General features: G+C 71.3%; 9 protein-coding genes and 2 pseudogenes. 7 read left to right on the top strand and 4 right to left on the bottom strand.

Going from position 1 to position 19,015, the window contains the following annotated elements; all coding sequences use genetic code 11:
• Window positions 1–2,224 (top strand): glycogen debranching protein GlgX (gene glgX, locus GA0115240_RS07360; protein WP_093735847.1); only part of this gene is annotated, 2,224 nt, incomplete at its 5' end.
• A 97-nt stretch (window positions 2,225–2,321) separates the two neighbouring features.
• A complete protein-coding gene (locus GA0115240_RS07355) occupies window positions 2,322–3,644 on the top strand; it encodes an MFS transporter (RefSeq protein ID WP_370673290.1) in 1,323 nt (440 codons plus the stop codon).
• Window positions 3,645–3,661: 17 nt separating this feature from the next.
• Here the strand turns inward: GA0115240_RS07355 and GA0115240_RS07350 are convergent, their stop codons facing one another.
• From GA0115240_RS07350 to GA0115240_RS07340, 3 genes are all read right to left on the bottom strand, one after another.
• Window positions 3,662–4,111, bottom strand: coding sequence for a MarR family winged helix-turn-helix transcriptional regulator (locus GA0115240_RS07350; protein WP_093735846.1), 450 nt, complete (start codon window positions 4,109–4,111; stop codon window positions 3,662–3,664).
• Between the two features lie 152 nt (window positions 4,112–4,263).
• Window positions 4,264–6,147, bottom strand: a complete 1,884-nt coding sequence (locus GA0115240_RS07345; protein WP_093735845.1) for an ABC transporter ATP-binding protein — start codon at window positions 6,145–6,147, stop codon at window positions 4,264–4,266.
• Entirely contained in the window at window positions 6,144–8,063 is a 1,920-nt protein-coding gene (locus GA0115240_RS07340) for an ABC transporter ATP-binding protein (protein ID WP_093735844.1), read from the bottom strand. Before GA0115240_RS07340 ends, GA0115240_RS07345 begins: the two co-directional genes overlap by 4 nt.
• Window positions 8,064–8,579: 516 nt before the next feature.
• Here GA0115240_RS07340 and GA0115240_RS07335 point away from each other — a divergent pair.
• Together GA0115240_RS07335 and GA0115240_RS07330 are read left to right on the top strand one after the other, a co-directional pair.
• Complete coding sequence (locus tag GA0115240_RS07335; RefSeq protein ID WP_093735843.1) at window positions 8,580–10,925, top strand: M4 family metallopeptidase; 2,346 nt, start codon at window positions 8,580–8,582, stop codon at window positions 10,923–10,925.
• 180 nt (window positions 10,926–11,105) lie between these two features.
• Window positions 11,106–11,312 (top strand): cold-shock protein, encoded by a 207-nt coding sequence (locus tag GA0115240_RS07330; RefSeq protein ID WP_093735842.1) that lies wholly within the window; start codon window positions 11,106–11,108, stop codon window positions 11,310–11,312.
• A 78-nt stretch (window positions 11,313–11,390) separates the two neighbouring features.
• Here the strand turns inward: GA0115240_RS07330 and GA0115240_RS07325 are convergent, their stop codons facing one another.
• Complete coding sequence (locus GA0115240_RS07325) at window positions 11,391–14,006, bottom strand: glycosyltransferase family 1 protein (protein ID WP_093735841.1); 2,616 nt, start codon at window positions 14,004–14,006, stop codon at window positions 11,391–11,393.
• Between the two features lie 358 nt (window positions 14,007–14,364).
• Between GA0115240_RS07325 and GA0115240_RS07320 the strand changes: the two are divergent.
• From GA0115240_RS07320 to GA0115240_RS07310, 3 genes and pseudogenes are all read left to right on the top strand, one after another.
• Window positions 14,365–16,351, top strand: a pseudogene (locus tag GA0115240_RS07320) (alpha-1,4-glucan--maltose-1-phosphate maltosyltransferase).
• The gene (gene treS, locus GA0115240_RS07315; RefSeq protein WP_093735840.1) at window positions 16,348–18,048 is read left to right on the top strand and encodes a maltose alpha-D-glucosyltransferase; all 1,701 of its coding nucleotides are present in this window, start codon (window positions 16,348–16,350) and stop codon (window positions 18,046–18,048) included. Before GA0115240_RS07320 ends, treS begins: the two are co-directional and overlap by 4 nt.
• Window positions 18,049–18,287: 239 nt before the next feature.
• Window positions 18,288–19,015: pseudogene (locus GA0115240_RS07310) on the top strand (maltokinase); the annotation flags it as partial.

The raw sequence follows: 19,015 nt of genomic DNA, 5'->3' as shown, positions 1-19,015 counted from the left end.
GCCGCAGCCGCTCGGCGCCCGCTTCCGCAGCGGCCCCGACGGGGCCACCGGCACCAACTTCGCGCTGTGGGCCCGCGGCGCCGAGTCGGTCGAGCTCTGCCTGTTCGACGCCGACGGCGCCGAGACCCGGGCGCCGCTGACCGAGCTGACCCATGAGGTCTGGCACGGCTTCCTGCCCGGTGTGCTGCCCGGTCAGCGCTACGGCTTCCGGGTCGGCGGGCGCTGGGACCCGTGGACCGGCGCGCGCTGGAATCCGGCGAAGCTGCTGCTGGACCCGTACGCCCGCGCGGTGGACGGCGAGTTCACCCTCACTCCCGAGACGTACGGGCATGTCCGCGACTGGCCGGAGCGCGAGGTCGCCGACACCGTGCGCGACAACAGCGACTCGGCGCCGCACGTGCCCAAGGGCGTGGTGGTGGACGACGACGACGACTGGGAGGACGACCGGCGGCCCAAGACGCCGTGGTCGGACTCGGTGATCTACGAGCTGCATGTGCGCGGCTTCACCAAGTCCCACCCCGGGGTGCCGCCCGAGCTGCGCGGTACGTACGCCGGGCTGGCCCATCCGGCGGCGATCGAGCACCTGACCCGGCTCGGGGTGACCGCGGTCGAACTGCTGCCGGTGCACCACTTCGCGCACGAGGAGCACCTGGAACGGCGGGGCCTGCGCAACTACTGGGGCTACAACTCCATCGGCTACTTCGCGCCGCACTCCGCCTACAGCGCCAGCGGCACCCGCGGCGAGCAGGTCGGCGAGTTCAAGCGGATGGTCCGGGCGCTGCACGCGGCCGGCATCGAGGTGATCCTCGACGTGGTCTACAACCACACCGCCGAGGGCGCCCAGAACGGCCCCACCCTGTCCCTGCGGGGCATCGACAACCGCGGCTACTACCGGCTCGGTGACGATCCGCGCGGCTACACCGACTACACCGGCTGCGGCAACACCCTCAATGTCGTCCAGCCGCATGTGCTGCGGCTGATCACCGACTCGCTGCGCTACTGGGTGACCGAGATGGGGGTGGACGGCTTCCGTTTCGATCTCGCCTCGGCGCTGGCCCGCGCCATGCACGACGTGGACATGCTGTCCCCGTTTCTGGCGGTGATCGCCCAGGACCCGGTGCTGCGCCGGGTCAAGCTGATCGCCGAGCCGTGGGACGTCGGCTCCGGCGGCTACCAGGTGGGCGCGTTCCCCCCGCTGTGGGCCGAGTGGAACGACCGTTTCCGCGACACCGTACGGGACTTCTGGCGCGGCGCCACCACCGATGTGCGCGACCTGGGCTACCGGCTGTCGGGCTCCAGCGACCTGTACGACTGGGGCGGGCGGCGGCCGTACGCCTCGGTCAACTTCGTGACCGCGCACGACGGTTTCACCCTGCGCGACCTGGTCTCGTACAACGGCAAGCACAACGAGGCCAACGGGGAGAACGGGCGGGACGGCACCGACGACAACCGCTCGTGGAACTGCGGCACCGAGGGCCCCTCGGACGATCCGCAGGTACTGGCGCTGCGCCGCCGGCAGATCCGCAATCTGCTGGTGATGCTGCTGCTGTCCACCGGGGTGCCGATGCTGGTGGCCGGCGACGAGATGGGCCGCACCCAGGGCGGCAACAACAACGCCTACTGCCAGGACAATCCGGTCAGCTGGGTGGACTGGTCGCTGCTGGACGATCCGGGCTGGCGGTCGATCCGCGACACCGCGGCCCGGCTGATCGCGCTGCGGCACGCCCATCCGGTGCTGCGGCGCGGCGGTTTCTTCTCCGGCCTGGCCAGCATCCCGGAGGGGCTGCGCGATGTGGCGTGGTTCCAGCCCGGCGGGCGGGAGATGACCGAGCAGGACTGGTACGCGGCCTCCTCGACGCTCGGCATGTACCTCTCGGGGCAGGACATCCCGCAGCGGGACGCGCGGGGCGGGCCGGTGGTGGACGACAGCTTCCTGCTGATCGTGCACGCGGACCACCGGCCGGCCGACTTCGCACTGCCGGGGGCGCCCTGGGCGCGGTCGTACGAACTGGTGCTGGACACCGCGCGGGAGGAGGACCCGCTGCCGGATTCGGACATGGGCCGGGGCCTGGGCCCGGGCCGGGAACGGGACACGGCCGCCGGTGGCGCCGCCCGGTCCGGTGCGGAAGCCGGTGCCGCGCCGGCCGGCGAATCCGCCGCCGCCGGGCAGCTGATACGGATGGGCGCGCGGTCCGTGCGGCTGTACCGGGCGCTGCGGATGTGACGGCCGCGCCCCAGCTCAGCCCGGGTGAGGCGGTGCTCACGGCGCCCGGCCGCGAACCCGCTGGACTGCGCCGAGTGGTCCAGTCCATTCTGGTCGGGTGACCTCTTCAGCGCCCCGCTCCGACCGTCAGGCCGACCCCGCCGCCGAGGTCACCCCGGGACTCGGCCCCGGACTCGGCCCGGGACGTGCCCCACAGCCGGGGTCCGGGCTCGGGTCCGGGCTCGGCGAGCGGCTGTGGTCCGGTAATTTCCGGCTCTACTTCACCGCCCGCTCGGTGGCCATGCTCGGCGACACCATGCTGCCCGTGGCGCTGTCGGCCGGCCTGCTGTCGTACGGCTACTCGGTCGGTGACATCGGGCTGGTGATGGCCGCCACCACCGCCTGTTTCGCCGGACTGGTCATCCTCGGCGGGGTGTTCGCCGACCGCTTCAACGTCCGCGCCCAGATGATCGGCGCGGACCTGGTCCGGGTCTGCTCGCAGTCCACCGCCGCCTTCCTCTTCCTCACCCACCGGGTGCGGCTGTGGGAGGTGGTGGTGATCGCGGTGGTCAACGGCACCGCGGCGGCGATGTTCCAGCCGGGCGTGGCCAGCACGCTGGTGCGGGTCGCGGCCGATGTGCAGGGCGGGAACGCGGTGACCCGGACCGCGGAGTCGGTGGCGAGCCTGGCCGGGCCCGCCTTCGCCGGCCTGCTGGTCGGATTCGCCTCCCCCGGCGTGGTGTTCGCCGTGCACGCGTCGACGTATCTGACCAGCGCGGTGTGCCTGATCCTGCTGCGTTTCGGCCCGGTCCCGCCCCGGCTGCTCGCGGCGGCCGGGTCATTCCGGGCCGATCTCGCGGAGGGCTGGCGGGAGTTCCGATCCCGGTCCTGGATGTGGTCGGTGATCGTGGTGTGGATGGTCTTCATGGTGTGCGTGATCGGCCCCTACACCCCGCTGGCGGCGGGCCGGATCATCCCCGAGCACGGCGCGGGCGCCTACGGCCTGGTGAACTCCGCGCTCGGCGGCGGCACCGCGGTGGGCGCGCTGCTGGCGCTGCGGATCCGGGCGGCCCACCCGCTGCGGGCCGGGTCCGTGGCCCTGTTCGCCACCGCGCTGATGCCGGCCTCGGTCGGCCTGGACCTGCCGGTCGCCGCGATGTGCGGCTGCGTGTTCGTGGCCGGGACGGGCACCGCCTACTGGGGCGTCAACTGGGCCACCAGCGTGCAGACACAGGTGCCGAACGACATCCTCAACCGGATCCACGCCTACGAGGTGGCCGGTTCGGTGGCCATGGTCCCGGTCGGCCAGGCGCTGGCCGGGCCGGCGGCCTCGCTCTTCGGGGCGGGCCGGGTACTGCAGGCCGGGGCCGCGGTGGCGGTGGCGGTGGCCGTCACCTTGCTGGCGGTCCCGGCGGTCCGGAATCTGCGCCGGGCCGCGTAGCGCCCGCCCGGCCCGGCTCAGGGCTGCGCGAGCCGGTCCAGTAGCGCCATCGCCTCGATGACGGTCCGGCGCTCGCCTTCGGTGAAGCGGTCGTGCAGCGCCCGGGCCAGCCACTCCTCGCGGGCCTGCCGGTTGCCCTCGGCCCGCTCCCGGCCCGCGCCGGTCAGGCTGACCAACTGCCGCCGCCCGTCGAGCGGGTCGGGCCGCCGCTCGATCAGGCCGTGCTGGTCGAGAACGGTGAGCGAGGCGGCCATCGACTGGGGCCGCACCCCCTCGGCGGCGGCCAGGTCGCTGGTGGACACCGCTCCCTGCCGGCCCAGCAGGGTCAGCGCGGCCACCTGTGACGGCGTCAACTCGTCGGTGTCGGCGACGCCCCGCAGCCGGCGCCGGAGCCGGCTGAACACCACGCGTACGTCCCGCGCGGCGCGGGCGGCCGATTCCGAGATGCCCTCGGGGTTGTCTGCCATACTCAGACGGTAAAGCTTTCAGGATAGACTGTCCAGTCTAACCTGTACAGTTCCGCCTGAATGGTTCACCGGGTGTGCATGCCCCCGCCACCGGCGGACCATCCCGGACCGCCTCGGGCCATCCCGGACTCCCGGACCGCCTCGGGCCACCGTCAGACCAGGCTGTCCCGCCATGCCTGGTGGAGACCGGCGAAGTGGCCGTCGTCCGAGATGAGTTGGTCCGGCGTACCGTCCTCCACGATCCGCCCGTCGCGCATCACCAGCACCCGGTCGGCGATCTCCACCGTCGACAGCCGGTGCGCGACGATCACCGCGGTACGGCCGTTGAGCACCGTGCGCATCGCGTGCTGCACCGCCCGCTCCCCCGGCACATCGAGGGACGAGGTGGCCTCGTCCAAGATGAGCACCGCCGGGTCCGCCAGCAACGCCCGGGCGAACGCGACGAGTTGCCGCTGGCCGGCCGAGATGCGGCCGCCGCGCTTGCGGACGTCGGTGTCGTAGCCGTCGGGCAGGGCGGCGATGAACTCATGGGCGCCGATGGCCTTCGCCGCCGCTTCCACTTCCTGCCGGGTGGCGTCGGGCCTGCCGATGGTGATGTTGTCGGCGACGGTGCCGGAGAACAAGAACGCCTCCTGGGTGACCATGACCACGCCCCGGCGCAGATCGGCCCGCGACAGATCGCGCAGCGGCACCCCGTCGAGTAGCACCCGGCCGTCGGTCGGGTCGTAGAACCTGGCCAGCAGCTTGGCGAGGGTCGACTTGCCGGCGCCGGTCGCGCCGACGACGGCGACCGTCTGCCCGGCGGGCAGCCGCAGTCCGAAGGTGGGCAGCACCTCACCGCCGGTGCGGTAGGCGAACCGCACCGCGTCGAAGACGACCTCGCGGCCGGGCCGGCTGTCCGCGCGCTCCGGCAGGCTCACCGGCCGTTCCGGTTCGGGCACGGTCGGCGCCTGGGCCAGCAGCCCGGCGATCTTCTCCAGCGAGGCGGCGGCCGACTGGTAGGAGTTGAGGAACATGCCGAGCCGGTCGATCGGGTCGTACAGCCGGCGCAGATACAGCACGAACGCGGCCAGCACGCCGAGCTCCATCCCGCCCCCCGCCACCCGGTAGGCACCCCACAGCACGATCACCGCGATGGTGACATTGGCGAGCAGCCGGGATCCGACGACATAGCGGGCCATCTCCAGGATCGCGTCGCCGTTCGCCCGCTCGTGGCGGTGGTTCAGCTCGTGGAAGGCCGCGTCGTTGGGCTCCTCGCGGCGGAAGGCCTTGACCGGGCGGATGCCGTTCATCGTCTCGGTGAACTTCACGATCACCGCCGCGATCGCGGTGGACCGCTTGCGGTAGGCCACCATCGAGCGGCGCTGGTAGACCCGGATCGCGACGTACAGCGGGAGGTAGGAAGCCACGGTGGCCAGGCCCAGCTTCCAGTCCAGGAAGAGCAGCAGCGCGGTGATGTAGATCGCGGACAGCACCACGCCGATCAGCTCCTCCAGGCCGTCGGAGAGCAGTTCGCGGATCGACTCCACGTCGGAGGTGGCGCGGGCGATCAGCCGTCCCGAGGTGTAGCGCTCGTGGAAGTCCAGGCTCAGTGACTGGGCGTGGCGGAAGATCCGGCCGCGCAGGTCGATCAGCACGTCCTGGCTGACGACGGCGGCCACCCGGATGAACCAGCGTTGCAGCACACCGGACAGCAGCCCGCAGCCGAGGTAGCCGGCCGCGACCGCGATCAGCGCGCCGTGCCGGCCCTCGCGCACCTGCGGGATGCCGTGGTCGATGGCGTAGGCGACCAGCAGCGGGCCGGCCTGCACCGCGGCCTGCTGGATCAGCAGCAGGACGGCGGCGAGCCAGACCCGGCGGCTGTGCGGGCGCAGCAGCGAACGCAGCAGGGCGAGCTGGGCGTTGCGCGGGGCGGGCAGGACGTCCTGGTCGAAGGGGTCGACCGGGGCGGGCGGCCCGGCGGGATCGGCGGGGCCGGTGGTCCGGGGGCCGGATTCTTCCGGTTCGGTGACGGTGGGTGATGCCACGGACGTCATCGGGCGTCGCTCCTCTGCAGCGTGTCGGCGTGGGCGGTGGCCGCGGTGGCGGTGCCGGCGGCGGCGCTGTCCGAGGGGCCGGCCGCGGTCCGCGCGGTGCGGGAGTCCGCGTCTCCCGACATCAGGTGCCGGTACTCGGCGCTGTCCCGCAGCAGTTCCGGGTGCGTGCCGACCGCTGTGATCCGCCCGCCGACCAGCAGCGCCACCCGGTCGGCGAGCAGCACGGTGGAGGGCCGGTGGGCGACGACCAGCGCGGTGGTCTCCCGCAGGACGTCGCGCAACGCCGCCTCGACCAGCGCCTCGGTGTGCACGTCGAGGGCGGACAGCGGGTCGTCCAGGACCAGGAACCGGGGTTTGCCGACCACCGCGCGGGCCAGCGCGAGCCGCTGCCGCTGCCCGCCGGACAGGCTCAGCCCCTGCTCGCCGACCTGGGTGTCCAGGCCCTTCGGCAGCGCGGACACGAAGTCGCACTGGGCCACGGCCAGCGCCCGCAGCACGTCCTGCTCGTCGGCGCCGTCCGGTCCCGCGCCCATCTCCACGTTCTCCCGCACGGTCGCCGAGAACAGCGTCGGCTCCTCGAAGGCCACGGCGAGCAGCTCGCGCAGCCGGGCGACCGGCAGGTCGGCGATGTCCGCGCCGTCCAGGGTGATCCGGCCGCCGGTCGCGTCGTGCAGCCGGGGCAGCAGCATGGTGAGCGTGGTCTTGCCGCTGCCGGTGGCGCCGACCAGCGCCATCGTCTCACCGGGGCGGATGTGCAGGTCGACACCGGCCAGCAGTTCTTCGCTGTCGGGCGGGGCGTCGGGATAGCGGAAGCGGACGCCTTCCAGCCGCACGCCGTCGGCGACCGGCGACGCCTCGCGGCCCGAGGTGTCCGCCTCGGGGGCGTCCATCGCCTCGAAGTAGCGGTCGGCGGCGGTGGCCGACTCGTTGCTCATCGCCAGCAGGAAGCCGATGGACTCCACCGGCCAGCGCAGGGCCAGCGCGGTCGACAAGAACGCCACCAGGGTGCCGGCCGACAGCTTGTCGTCGGCGACCTGGAGCACCCCGACCAGCAGCGCGGCGCCGATGGCCAGTTCCGGCAGCGTCATGATGACCGCCCAGATGTCGGACAGCAGCCGGGCCTTGCGCATCTCGGTGTGCCACAGCTCCTTGGTCTTGCCGCGGAAGGCCCTGGCCTGGCTGCGGTGCCGCCCGAACGCCTTGACGATGCGGATGCCGAGCACCGACTCCTCGACCAGGGTCGCCAGGTCGCCGGCCTGGTCCTGGGCCCGGCGGGCGGCGAGCGCGTAGCGCGACTCGAAGTACGAGCAGAGGATCATCAGCGGCACCGCGGGGGTGAGCAGCACCAGGCCGAGCAGCCACGACTGGGCGAACAGGATGCCGAAGCCGATGACCACGGTGGCGGTGTTGACCACCAGGAACACCAGGGGGAAGGCCAGGAACATCCGCAGGATCTGCAGATCCATGGTGGCCCGGGACAGCAGCTGCCCCGACGCCCAGCGGTCGTGGAAGTCCACCGGCAGCCGCTGCAGGTGCCGGTAGAGGTCGGCCCGCATGCCCGCCTCGACCCCGGCCAGCGGCCGGGCCACCAGCCACCGCCGCACCCCGAACAGCAGCGCCTCCAGCAGCCCGAGCAGCAGCACCAGACCGCCGCCGAGCCACACCCCGCCCGGGTCGTGGTGCTGGACCGGCCCGTCCACCATCCATTTGAGGACCAGGGGGATGAGCAGGGACATGCACGACGCGACCACGGCCACCACCGCGGAGACCGCCAGCAGGACGCGCACCGGTCTCACGTAGGGCCACAGCCGCAGCAGTGAGCGCAGCGAGGAGTGCGGGGGGACGGGCGCGCCCGACGGCGCGGCGTCACCCGCGTCGGAGGGCTCGGTCCCGGTGTCGGGCTCGGCGTCGGGCATGGCGGCAGGACTCGTTGCGGGGGTCACTTTCCGACCCTAGGGGGCACCACGGACAGCTCTCACCTGGTTTTCGGTCGTATCGCCCAGCGACCGGATCCAGCCATCCGTCTCAAGGGGCGAATGGACAGGGCGAGGGTGGTCGGCCGACCGGCGCGGGTGCTGTGCCACCAAAAGTACCGTTTGACGGCTCAAAAACTTTGCCAGCACGCAACACAGCGATCACACCCGCCCGCTATGCGAACCTCACCACCCGCCCACCGAACGAATTTCAGCCAAATTCGAGTCACGGCAATGACATGGACAGGTAAAGGATGCCACTCTGTGCCCCGTTCCCCAGCACACCCGGCGCACAGCGCCGGCACAGCATTACCACAGCTCTACCCGGGTAGACCCCACCATCCCCATCTGCCCGGACTGTCCCGGCCGCCACCCGCGGCCGCCGCAGAAGGAGTGTCACGAGTGCGCAGATCCCCCCGCACAGCAGCCGCGGCAGGCGCCCTGATAGCAGGTGCCGCAATGCTCGCCGTGAGCCTGCCCGCCGGAACGGCTTCGGCCCAGTCCGGCACGGCCCACACCGTCCAGGCCGACACCCACGCCGCCCCCCGGGCCGGCGCGCTGCCGGCCGCCCTGTCCCCGGCGCAGCAGTCGGCACTGGTCGCCCAGAAGCAGTCCCAAGCCTCGACCACCGCGTCGTCGCTGCACCTCGGTGCGAACGAGAAGCTCGTCGTCAAAGACGTCGAAAAGGACGCGGACGGCAGCGTCCACACCCGCTACGAGCGCACCTACCTGGGACTGCCGGTGCTCGGCGGCGACCTGGTCGTCGCCCAGGACGCGACCGGCGCCACCACCGGCGTGGACCGGGCGACCGGCGCCACCATCGCGGTCAGCAGCGTCACCCCCGCCAAGAGCGCCGACTCCGCGAAGTCGTACGCGCTGACCGCCGCCCGGGCGCAGGGCGCGGCCGACCCGACCGCGGCCGCGGCGCCCCGCAAGGTGATCTGGGCCGCGAACGGCACCCCGACCCTCGCCTGGGAGTCGGTGATCGGCGGCTTCCAGGACGACGGCACGCCGAACCAGCTGCACGTGATCACCGATGCCACCACCGGTGCCAAGCTCTTCCAGTACCAGGGCATCGAGACCAGCGTCGGCAACAGCGAGTACAGCGGACAGGTGAACATCACCACCACCAAGTCCGGCTCCACGTACAACCTGACCGACGGCAGCCGCGGCGGCCACAGCACGTACAACCTCAACCACGCCACGTCCGGCAAGGGCACCCTGTTCACCGACGCCGACGACGTCTGGGGCGACGGCAACGGCGCGACCGCGCAGACCGCCGGGGTGGACGCGGCCTTCGGCGCCCAGGAGACCTGGGACTACTACAAGAACACCTTCGGCCGCAGCGGCATCCGCGGTGACGGTGTCGCCGCCTACTCCAGCACGCACTACGGCAACAACTACGAGAACGCGTTCTGGGACGACGGCTGCTTCTGCATGACGTACGGCGACGGCAGCGGCAACACCCACCCGCTGACCGCGCTGGACGTGGCCGGCCACGAGATGAGCCACGGCGTCACCTCCAACACCGCGGGCCTGAACTACACCGGTGAGTCCGGCGGTCTGAACGAGGCGACCTCCGACATCATGGGCACCGGCGTGGAGTTCTACGCCAACACCGCCGCCGACCCGGGTGACTACCTGATCGGCGAGAAGATCAACATCAACGGCGACGGCACCCCGCTGCGCTACATGGACAAGCCCAGCAAGGACGGCGGCTCGAAGGACTACTGGTCCTCCAGCCTGGGCGGCCTGGACGTGCACTACTCCTCCGGTCCGGCCAACCACTTCTTCTACCTGCTGTCCGAGGGCAGCGGCGCCAAGGTCATCGGCGGGGTCAGCTACAACAGCCCGACCTCCGACGGCCTGTCGGTGCCCGGTATCGGCCGGGACAACGCCCTCAAGCTCTGGTACAAGGCGCTGACCGAGCGCTTCACCTCCACCACCAACTACGCCTCGGCCCGCACCCAGTCGCTGCAGGCCGCGGCCGACCTGTGGGGCGCGGGCAGCGCCACGTACAACACGGTCGCCAACACCTGGGCGGCCATCGGCGTCGGCAGCCGCGTCAGCACCCCGAGCGGCGTGACCGTCACCAACCCGGGCGCCCGGTCCACCGTGGTGAACACAGCGACCAGCCTGCAGATCTCGGCCAGCAGCACCAACGGCGGCGCCCTGACCTACAGCGCGACCGGCCTGCCGACCGGCCTGTCGATCGGCGCCTCCACCGGCCTGATCTCGGGCACCCCGACCGCCACGGGCACCTACAACGTCACGGTCACCGCGAAGGACTCCACCAACGCCACCGGCACCGCGTCCTTCACCTGGACCGTCACCGCCTCCGGCGGCGGTGGCGGCGGCGGCCAGCTGCTGCTCAACCCCGGCTTCGAGAGCGGCGCGACCTCCTGGACGCAGTCCTCCGGCGTGATCGACAACAGCACCGGCGCCCCCGCGCACTCGGGCTCGTACAAGGCCTGGCTGGACGGCTACGGCACCACCCACACCGACACGCTCTCCCAGTCGGTGACCATCCCGGCCGGCTCCACCTCGGCCACCTTCAGCTACTACCTGTACATCACCACCGCGGAGACCAGCACCAGCACGGCCTACGACAAGCTGACCGTCACGGCCGGCTCCACCACCCTGGCCAGCTACTCCAACGTCAACAAGGGCACCGGCTACGTCCAGCGCTCGGTCAACCTGGCCCCGTACATCGGCCAGACCGTCACGCTGAAGTTCACCGGCACCGAGGACTCCAGCCTCCAGACGTCGTTCCTCATCGACGACACGGCGGTGAATGTCAGCTGATCACCTGATCAGCGGTACCTCCCGCTGACCACGCGGTCCCGACCCGGGCCGGCGCCCCCACCGCCGGCCCGGGTCTTCCGATTTTTACCTTTTATCTACGGTGTGGGGTGGTCATCTCGGGCGATTTCGGTCCGTACAGTGCGGATCTGGACGCACCTGCCCCACCAGTAGGAGATGGATATGGCAACCGGAACCGTGAAGTGGTTCAACTCGGAAAAGGGCTTCGGCTTCATCGAGCAGGACGGCGGCGGCTCCGACGTCTTCGCGCACTACTCCAACATCCTCTCGCAGGGTTACCGCGAGCTGCTCGAAGGCCAGAAGGTCGAGTTCGACGTCGCCCAGGGCCAGAAGGGCCCGCAGGCGGAGAACATCCGCCAGATGAGCTGAACCCGCACGAACCGGCACAAAAGAAGGCCCGCACCGGTCGGTGCGGGCCTTCCGCGGTCCCGAGTCAGCTGTCGCGGATCAGCGCAGCACCCCCGCCGTCATCCCCTCGGTCTCCGGCGGCACCGCCATCAGGCCCAGCTCCGCCGAGGTCGCCAGCAGCCGGTGGGCCGGCAGCACCCGGACGGTGTAGCCGAAGGCGCCGGTCCGGTCGAGGGTCAGCTGGCCCTCGTACTGGTGGCGGCCGGCGTCGTCCGGACGGCCGGCCGGCTTGAGCGACACGGCGGTCGGCGCGGTCAGCCGGTCCGCCGCGTCCACCCGGCCGGACAGCAGCTGGACGTCGACGTCCGCCGGGTCGAGGCCGCCCAGCGACACCTGGGCCCGCAGCGTGAGCGTGGCGCCCAGTTCCGGGGTGCTGCCCTCGTCCACCGGGCCGGTCTCGACATGGTCGACGGCGACCCGCGGCCACTGCTGGCGCACCCGCTGCTTCCACTCGGCCAGCTCGCCGGCCGCCGCGCCCTGGAGGGCGCGGTGCGAGCGGGCGGCCGGCGCGTACAGCTGGTTGACGTAGTCGCGCACCATCCGGCCGGCCAGCACCTTGGGGCCGAGCGTGGTCAGGGTGTGCCGGACCATCTCGATCCAGCGCTTGGGCACCCCTTCCGCACCGTGGTCGTAGAAGCGCGGCGCGACCTGGTTCTCCAGCAGCTCGTAGAGGGCGGCGGCCTCCAGCTGGTCGCGGCGGTCCTCGTCGCTGAGGCCGTCGGCGGTGGGGATCGCCCAGCCGTTGTCGCCGTCGAACCACTCGTCCCACCAGCCGTCGAGCACCGACAGGTTGAGACAGCCGTTGAGGGCGGCCTTCATTCCCGAGGTGCCGCAGGCCTCCAGCGGGCGCAGCGGGTTGTTCAGCCAGACGTCGCAGCCGGGGTAGAGCAGCCGGGCCATCCGCATGTCGTAGTCGGGCAGGAAGACGATGCGGTGCCGGACCCGGGGGTCGTCGGTGAACCGGACCAGCTCCTGGACCAGCCGCTTCCCGCCGTCGTCGGCGGGGTGGGCCTTGCCGGCCACCACGATCTGGATCGGCCGCTCGGGGTGCAGCAGCATGGCCCGCAGCCGGTCCTGGTCGCGCAGCATCAAGGTGAGCCGCTTGTAGGACGGCACCCGGCGGGCGAAGCCGATGGTGAGCACGTCCGGGTCGAGCACCTGGTCGGTCCAGCCGAGTTCCGCGTCGCCCGCGCCGCGCTGCCGCCAGGAGGCACGCAGCCGGCGGCGGACGTCCTCCACCAGCTGTTCGCGCAGCTCGCGGCGCAGCTCCCAGATCGCGCTGTCGGGCACGCCGTCGCCGGCCTGCCAGCGGTCGTCGCCGCTGACCGGTACGGCGTCCTCGCCGGCCGAGGTCCCCGAGTTCTCGGCGGCGAGCCGCTCGACCTCGGGCGCCACCCAGGTGGGCGCGTGCACCCCGTTGGTGACCGAGGTGATCGGCACGTCCTCGGGGTCGAAGCCGGGCCACAGGCCGGCGAACATCTGCCGGCTGACCGCGCCGTGCAGGGTGGACACGCCGTTGGCGCGCTGGGCGAGCCGCAGGCCCATGACGGCCATGTTGAACAGGTTGGGGTCGCCGCCGGGGTAGGTCTCCCGGCCGAGTTCGAGGATCCGGTCGATGTCCACGCCCGGCAGTTCGCCGCCGTCGCCGAGGTGGCGGCCGACCAGTTCCCGGTCGAAGCGGTCGATGCCGGCCGGCACCGGGGTGTGGGTGGTGAACAAGGTGCCGGAGCGGACCGCTTCCAGGGCCGCGTCGAAGCCGAGCCCCTCGAGGGACAGCTCCCTGATCCGCTCCAGGCCGAGGAAGCCGGCGTGGCCCTCGTTGGTGTGGAAGACCTCGGGGGCGGTGTGGCCGGTGATCCGGCAGTAGGCGCGGACCGCCCGGACGCCGCCGATGCCGAGCAGCATCTCCTGGAGCAGCCGGTGTTCGCTGCCGCCGCCGTAGAGCCGGTCGGTGACATCGCGTTCCGCCGCCTGGTTGCCCTCCACATCGGAGTCGAGCAGCAGCAGCGGGACCCGCCCGACCTGGGCTTTCCAGATCCGGGCGTGCAGGGTTCGGCCGCCGGTGAGGGTCAGGGCGACCTCGGCGGGGGTGCCGTCGGCCTCGCGCAGCGGGCTGACGGGCAGCGAATTGGGATCGAGTACGGGATAGGTCTCCTGCTGCCAGCCCTCGCGGGACAGGCTCTGGCGGAAGTAGCCGTGCCGGTACAGCAGGCCGACACCGATCAGCGGGACGCCAAGGTCGCTGGCGGCCTTGAGGTGGTCCCCGGCGAGGATGCCCAGGCCGCCGCTGTACTGCGGCAGGGCGGAGGTGATGCCGTATTCGGGCGAGAAGTAGGCGATGGCGGCGGGCAGGTCGGTTTGTTCCTGATACCAGCGGGGGTTGCCGGTGTAGTCGGCGAGGTCCTCGGCCGCGATGGTGAGCCGCCGCAGGAAGCGGCGGTCGGCGGCGAGCGCGGACAGCCGCTCCTTGGACACGGCCCCGAGCAGCCGCACCGGATCGCCCTGGGCGGCCCGCCAGCCTTCCGGATCGACGTCCCGGAAGAGCTCTCTGGTCTCCTGATGCCATGACCAGCGTAGGTTTTGGGCCAGTTCCCCCAGCGGGCGCAGAGGTTCCGGCAGGACGGTGCGCACGGTGAATCGACGGATTGCCTTCACACCCCCGACCGTAGCCGCGTGGGAGGGGAAGCCGACAGTGATCTCCGGGATCCACTGTTTCAAACGCTCCAACGGAGGCTCACGGAGGCGACCCGCGGCGGATTGGAGCATCCCTGCCGCGCTCCCGAAACGTCGCACTGTGGTGCGTTCACCCCGCGAGTGCGGGGCAGGCTGCACTGCGTGGCCCGTACTCGATGTTCCAGGTGACCCCGCTCACAGATCCACCTGAGTGAACGCGCAGAATTGCGATCCTGCGGGCAGGCCAGTCAGCAGAGCCCGTAGCACCAAGAACAGTTAAAAAGAGTGTCCACCCGAGTGTCCCTATGCCCCGAATATCACGAGTTGTACAGGTGAGGCAATGATCGGTCGTATTCCCGTTGTCGATGTCACCCCGATCGTGGACTGCGGCCGCCGCCCGGCGAAGGCGGTGGCCGGAGAAACGTTCGAGGTGACGGCGACCGTGTTCCGGGAGGGGCACGACGCGGTGGCCGCCAACGTGGTGCTGCGCGACCCGGCGGGCCGGCCCGGGCCGTTCACGCCGATGCGCGCGCTGGAGCCCGGCACCGACCGGTGGGGAGCCCGGGTCACGCCGGACTCCGCCGGCCACTGGACGTACACCGTCGAGGGCTGGTCCGATCCGGTGGCCACCTGGCGGCACACGGCCGGTATCAAGATCCCGGCCGGCATCGACACCGACCTGGTGCTCACCGAGGGCGCCCAGCTGCACGAGCGGGCCGCGGCCGGGGTGCCCAAGGGCGAGGAGCGGGCCGCGGTGCTGGCCGCGGTGGACGCGCTGCGCGACGAGGGGCGGCCGGCCTCGGCCCGGCACGCGGCGGCGCTGGCCCCGGCCGTGGTGGCCGCCCTGGACCGCTTCCCGCTGCGCGAGCTGGTCAGCGCCTCCCGCCCGCTGCCGCTGCTGGTGGAGCGGGAGCGCGCGCTGTTCGGGTCCTGGTACGAGCCTGTTCCCCCGCTCGGAGGGCGCGGTGGTCGAGGCCGGCCGCGCGCCGCGCTCGGGCACCTTCCGCACCGCCGCCGAGCGGCTGCCCGCGGTGGCCGCGATGGGTTTCGACGTGGTGTACCTGCCGCCGATCCACCCGATCGGCACCGCCTTCCGCAAGGGCCCCAACAACAGCCTGTCGGCCGCCCCGGAGGACGTGGGCTCGCCGTGGGCGATCGGCTCGCCGGAGGGCGGCCACGACGCGGTGCACCCGGACCTGGGCACCATCGCGGACTTCGACCACTTCGTGTCCCGGGCGCGCGAGCTGCGCCTGGAGGTGGCGCTGGACTTCGCCCTCCAGTGTTCACCCGACCACCCCTGGGTGGCCAAGCACCCGGAGTGGTTCGCGCACCGGGCGGACGGCACCATCGCCTACGCGGAGAATCCGCCGAAGAAGTACCAGGACATCTATCCGATCGCCTTCGACGAGGACTTCGCCGGCCTGGTCCGGGAGACCCTGCGGGTGCTGCGGCACTGGATGGCGCACGGCGTACGGATCTTCCGGGTGGACAACCCGCACACCAAGCCGGTGGTGTTCTGGGAGAAGGTGATCGCCGACATCAACCGCACCGACCCCGATGTGATCTTCCTGGCCGAGGCGTTCACCCGCCCGGCGATGATGAGCATGCTGGCGCAAGTCGGCTTCCAGCAGTCGTACACCTACTTCACCTGGCGTAATGACAAAGCGGAACTGACCGATTACATGCTGGAGTTGAGCCGGAAGACGGCAGCCTGGATGCGGCCGAACTTCTTCGTCAACACCCCTGACATCCTCCATGCCTACCTGCAGAACGGCGGCCGTCCCGCGTTCGAGACCCGGGCCGTGCTCGCCGCCACCCTCTCCCCCAGCTGGGGGGTCTACGCGGGGTTCGAATTGTGTGAAGCGACCCCCGCGAAACCGGGCAGCGAGGAGTATCTCGACTCGGAGAAGTACCAGCTGCGGCCGCGCGACTGGGCCGCCGCCGAAGCGGAGGGCCGCTCGCTGGCCCCCCTGCTCACCACGCTCAACCGGCTCCGCCGCCGTCACCCGGCTCTGCGGCAGTTGCGGGACATCACGTTCCACCACGTGGACAACGACGCGCTGCTGGCCTACTCCAAGCGGCGGGACGACGACGTCGTGCTGGTGGTCGTCAACCTGGACCCGTTCCACACCCAGGAGGCGACCTTGTCGTTGAACATGCCAGAACTCGGCCTCTCCTGGCACGAGTCTTTCCCGGTGCGCGACGAGCTCACCGGCGAGACCTACCACTGGGGCAGGGACAACTATGTGCGCCTTGAGCCGGGCCGCGCGCCCGCGCACCTGCTGTCACTGCGACCGTCTCCATCGATCGGAGGGTCACTCAGTTGATCGTCAACGAACCCGTACCGGACACCTTCGAGGACACACCGGCCAAGGACCGAGATCCCGAATGGTTCAAACGGGCAGTGTTCTACGAAGTCCTCGTCCGTTCCTTCCAGGACAGCAACGGCGACGGCGTCGGTGACCTGAAGGGAATCACCGCCAAACTCGACTATCTGCAATGGCTGGGCGTCGACTGCCTGTGGCTGCCGCCGTTCTTCGCCTCCCCCCTGCGGGACGGCGGCTACGACGTGTCCGACTACACCGCGGTACTTCCGGAGTTCGGCGACCTGGCCGACTTCGTCGAGTTCGTGGACGCCGCCCACCAGCGCGGTATGCGCGTGATCATCGACTTCGTCATGAATCACACCAGTGACCAGCACGAGTGGTTCCAGCAGTCCCGCAGCGACCCGACCGGGCCGTACGGCGACTACTACACCTGGGCCGACGACGACAAGCAGTTCCCGGACGCCCGGATCATCTTCGTCGACACCGAGACGTCCAACTGGACGTTCGACCCGGTGCGCAAGCAGTACTACTGGCACCGGTTCTTCTCCCACCAGCCGGATCTCAACTACGAGAACCCGCAAGTGCAGGAGGAGATCCTGGCCGCGCTGCGGTTCTGGCTGGACCTCGGCATCGACGGCTTCCGGCTGGACGCCGTGCCCTACCTCTACCAGCAGGAAGGCACCAACTGCGAGAACCTGCCGCAGACCCACAACTTCCTCAAACGGGTCCGGGAGGAGATCGACGCGGCCTACCCGGACACCGTGGTGCTGGCCGAGGCCAACCAGTGGCCCGAGGACGTCGTGGACTACTACGGCGACTTCGAGAAGGGCGGTGACGAATGCCACATGGCCTTCCACTTCCCGGTGATGCCGCGCATCTTCATGGCGGTGCGCCGCGAATCGCGCTACCCGGTCTCCGAAGTGCTGGCCAAGACCCCGGCGATCCCGTCCGGCTGCCAGTGGGGCATCTTCCTGCGGAACCATGACGAGCTGACCCTCGAAATGGTCACCGACGAGGAACGCGACTACATGTACGCGGAGTACGCCAAGGATCCGCGGATGCGGGCCAACATCGGGATCCGCCGCCGGCTGGCCCCGCTGCTGGACAACGACCGCAACCAGATCGAACTGTTCACCGCGCTGCTGCTGTCGCTGCCCGGCTCGCCGATCCTCTACTACGGCGACGAGATCGGCATGGGCGACAACATCTGGCTCGGCGACCGGGACGGGGTGCGCACCCCCATGCAGTGGACGCCGGACCGCAACGCCGGCTTCTCCTCCAGCGATCCCGGCCGGCTCTACCTGCCGACGATCATGGACCCGGTCTACGGCTACCAGGTCACCAATGTCGAGGCGCAGATGAGCTCCCCCAGCTCGCTGCTGCACTGGACCCGGCGGATGATCGAGATCCGCAAGCAGAACCGGGCGTTCGGCCTCGGCTCCTACACCGAGCTGCCGTCCAGCAACCCGGCCGTGCTGGCCTTCCTGCGGGAGGACGGTGACGACCTGGTGCTGTGCGTGAACAACTTCTCCCGGTTCGCCCAGCCCACCGAGCTGGACCTGCGTCAATTCGCGGGCCGCCATCCGGTGGAGCTGATCGGCGGGGTGCGCTTCCCGGCGATCGGCCAACTGCCGTACCTGCTGACTTTGGCGGGCCACGGTTTCTACTGGTTCCGGCTGCGCCGCGACCAGGTCTGACGAGGGGGGGCCGGGTCGCCCGGCCCCCCGCGTGCCCGAGGTGCGGGCATGACCTACCTTTGGCAGGATCCAGAGGTATCCAGCAGTACCCTTCAGCAGCCCGTACGGCGGTTTCCTGTCACCCGCCCGGGGCAGGCTCCCCCGTGTCGCCGGACAGCCCGCACCCGCCATCCGGGAGGCTGGCGCCCCCGCCGCTCGCAGTAGCGGCCGGGTGCGCGATTCCCCGGGGAAAGGACGTCATGTCGGACCGCTCCTGGACCCGCGTACCTCCTGCAACACCACCCTCCTCCGTCCCGCCGTCCACCAGCCGCGACCTGGTGCCGGGGCTGCTGAACTCGCTCGACCCGCTGCTGCGCGGCTGGCTGCCGCGGCAGCGCTGGTTCGCCGGCAAGGGCCTGCCCATCGGCCGCCTGCGGCTGGCCGAGGCGACCGAGCTGGTGCCGCCCGGCGGCCGGCTCGGCCCGCTGGGGCTGCTGCATGTCCTGATCGACGTGGAGCAGCCGGGGCGCCCCGCGGACTGCTACCAACTGCTGCTCGGCGCGCACCCGCTGCTGCCCTCCAACCTGGTCCGCGCCGCCCTCGGCCCGGCGGTCGGCGGCCCCTACGACGGGCTGACGCTGTACGACGCGCCGCACGACCCGCGGCTGGCCGCGGTGCTGCTGGACCGGCTGCGGCTGCCCGGCCGCACCGGGCGGCTGCGGTTCACCGCCGAGCCGACCGCGCAGTTCCCGCCGGGGCTGACCCCGCGGGTGTCCACCGCCGAGCAGTCCAACACCTCGGTGGTGTACGGCGACACCTACATCCTGAAGCTGTTCCGCCGGGTCTCCCCCGGCACCAATCCGGACCTGGAACTGTCGCTGGCGCTGGCCAGGGCCGGCTCGCGGCGCATCGCGGAGCCGGTGGCCTGGTTCGAGGCGCTGGACGAGGCCGCCGAGAGCGCCGACGGCGCACACCGCGGCGAGGACCC

It is taken from the genome of Streptomyces sp. DvalAA-14 (assembly GCF_900091855.1).
In the GTDB taxonomy this organism is placed as follows: domain Bacteria; phylum Actinomycetota; class Actinomycetes; order Streptomycetales; family Streptomycetaceae; genus Actinacidiphila.
The sequence above is the reverse complement of the archived record's forward strand: the minus strand, read 5'-3'. Positions and strand labels throughout refer to the sequence as shown.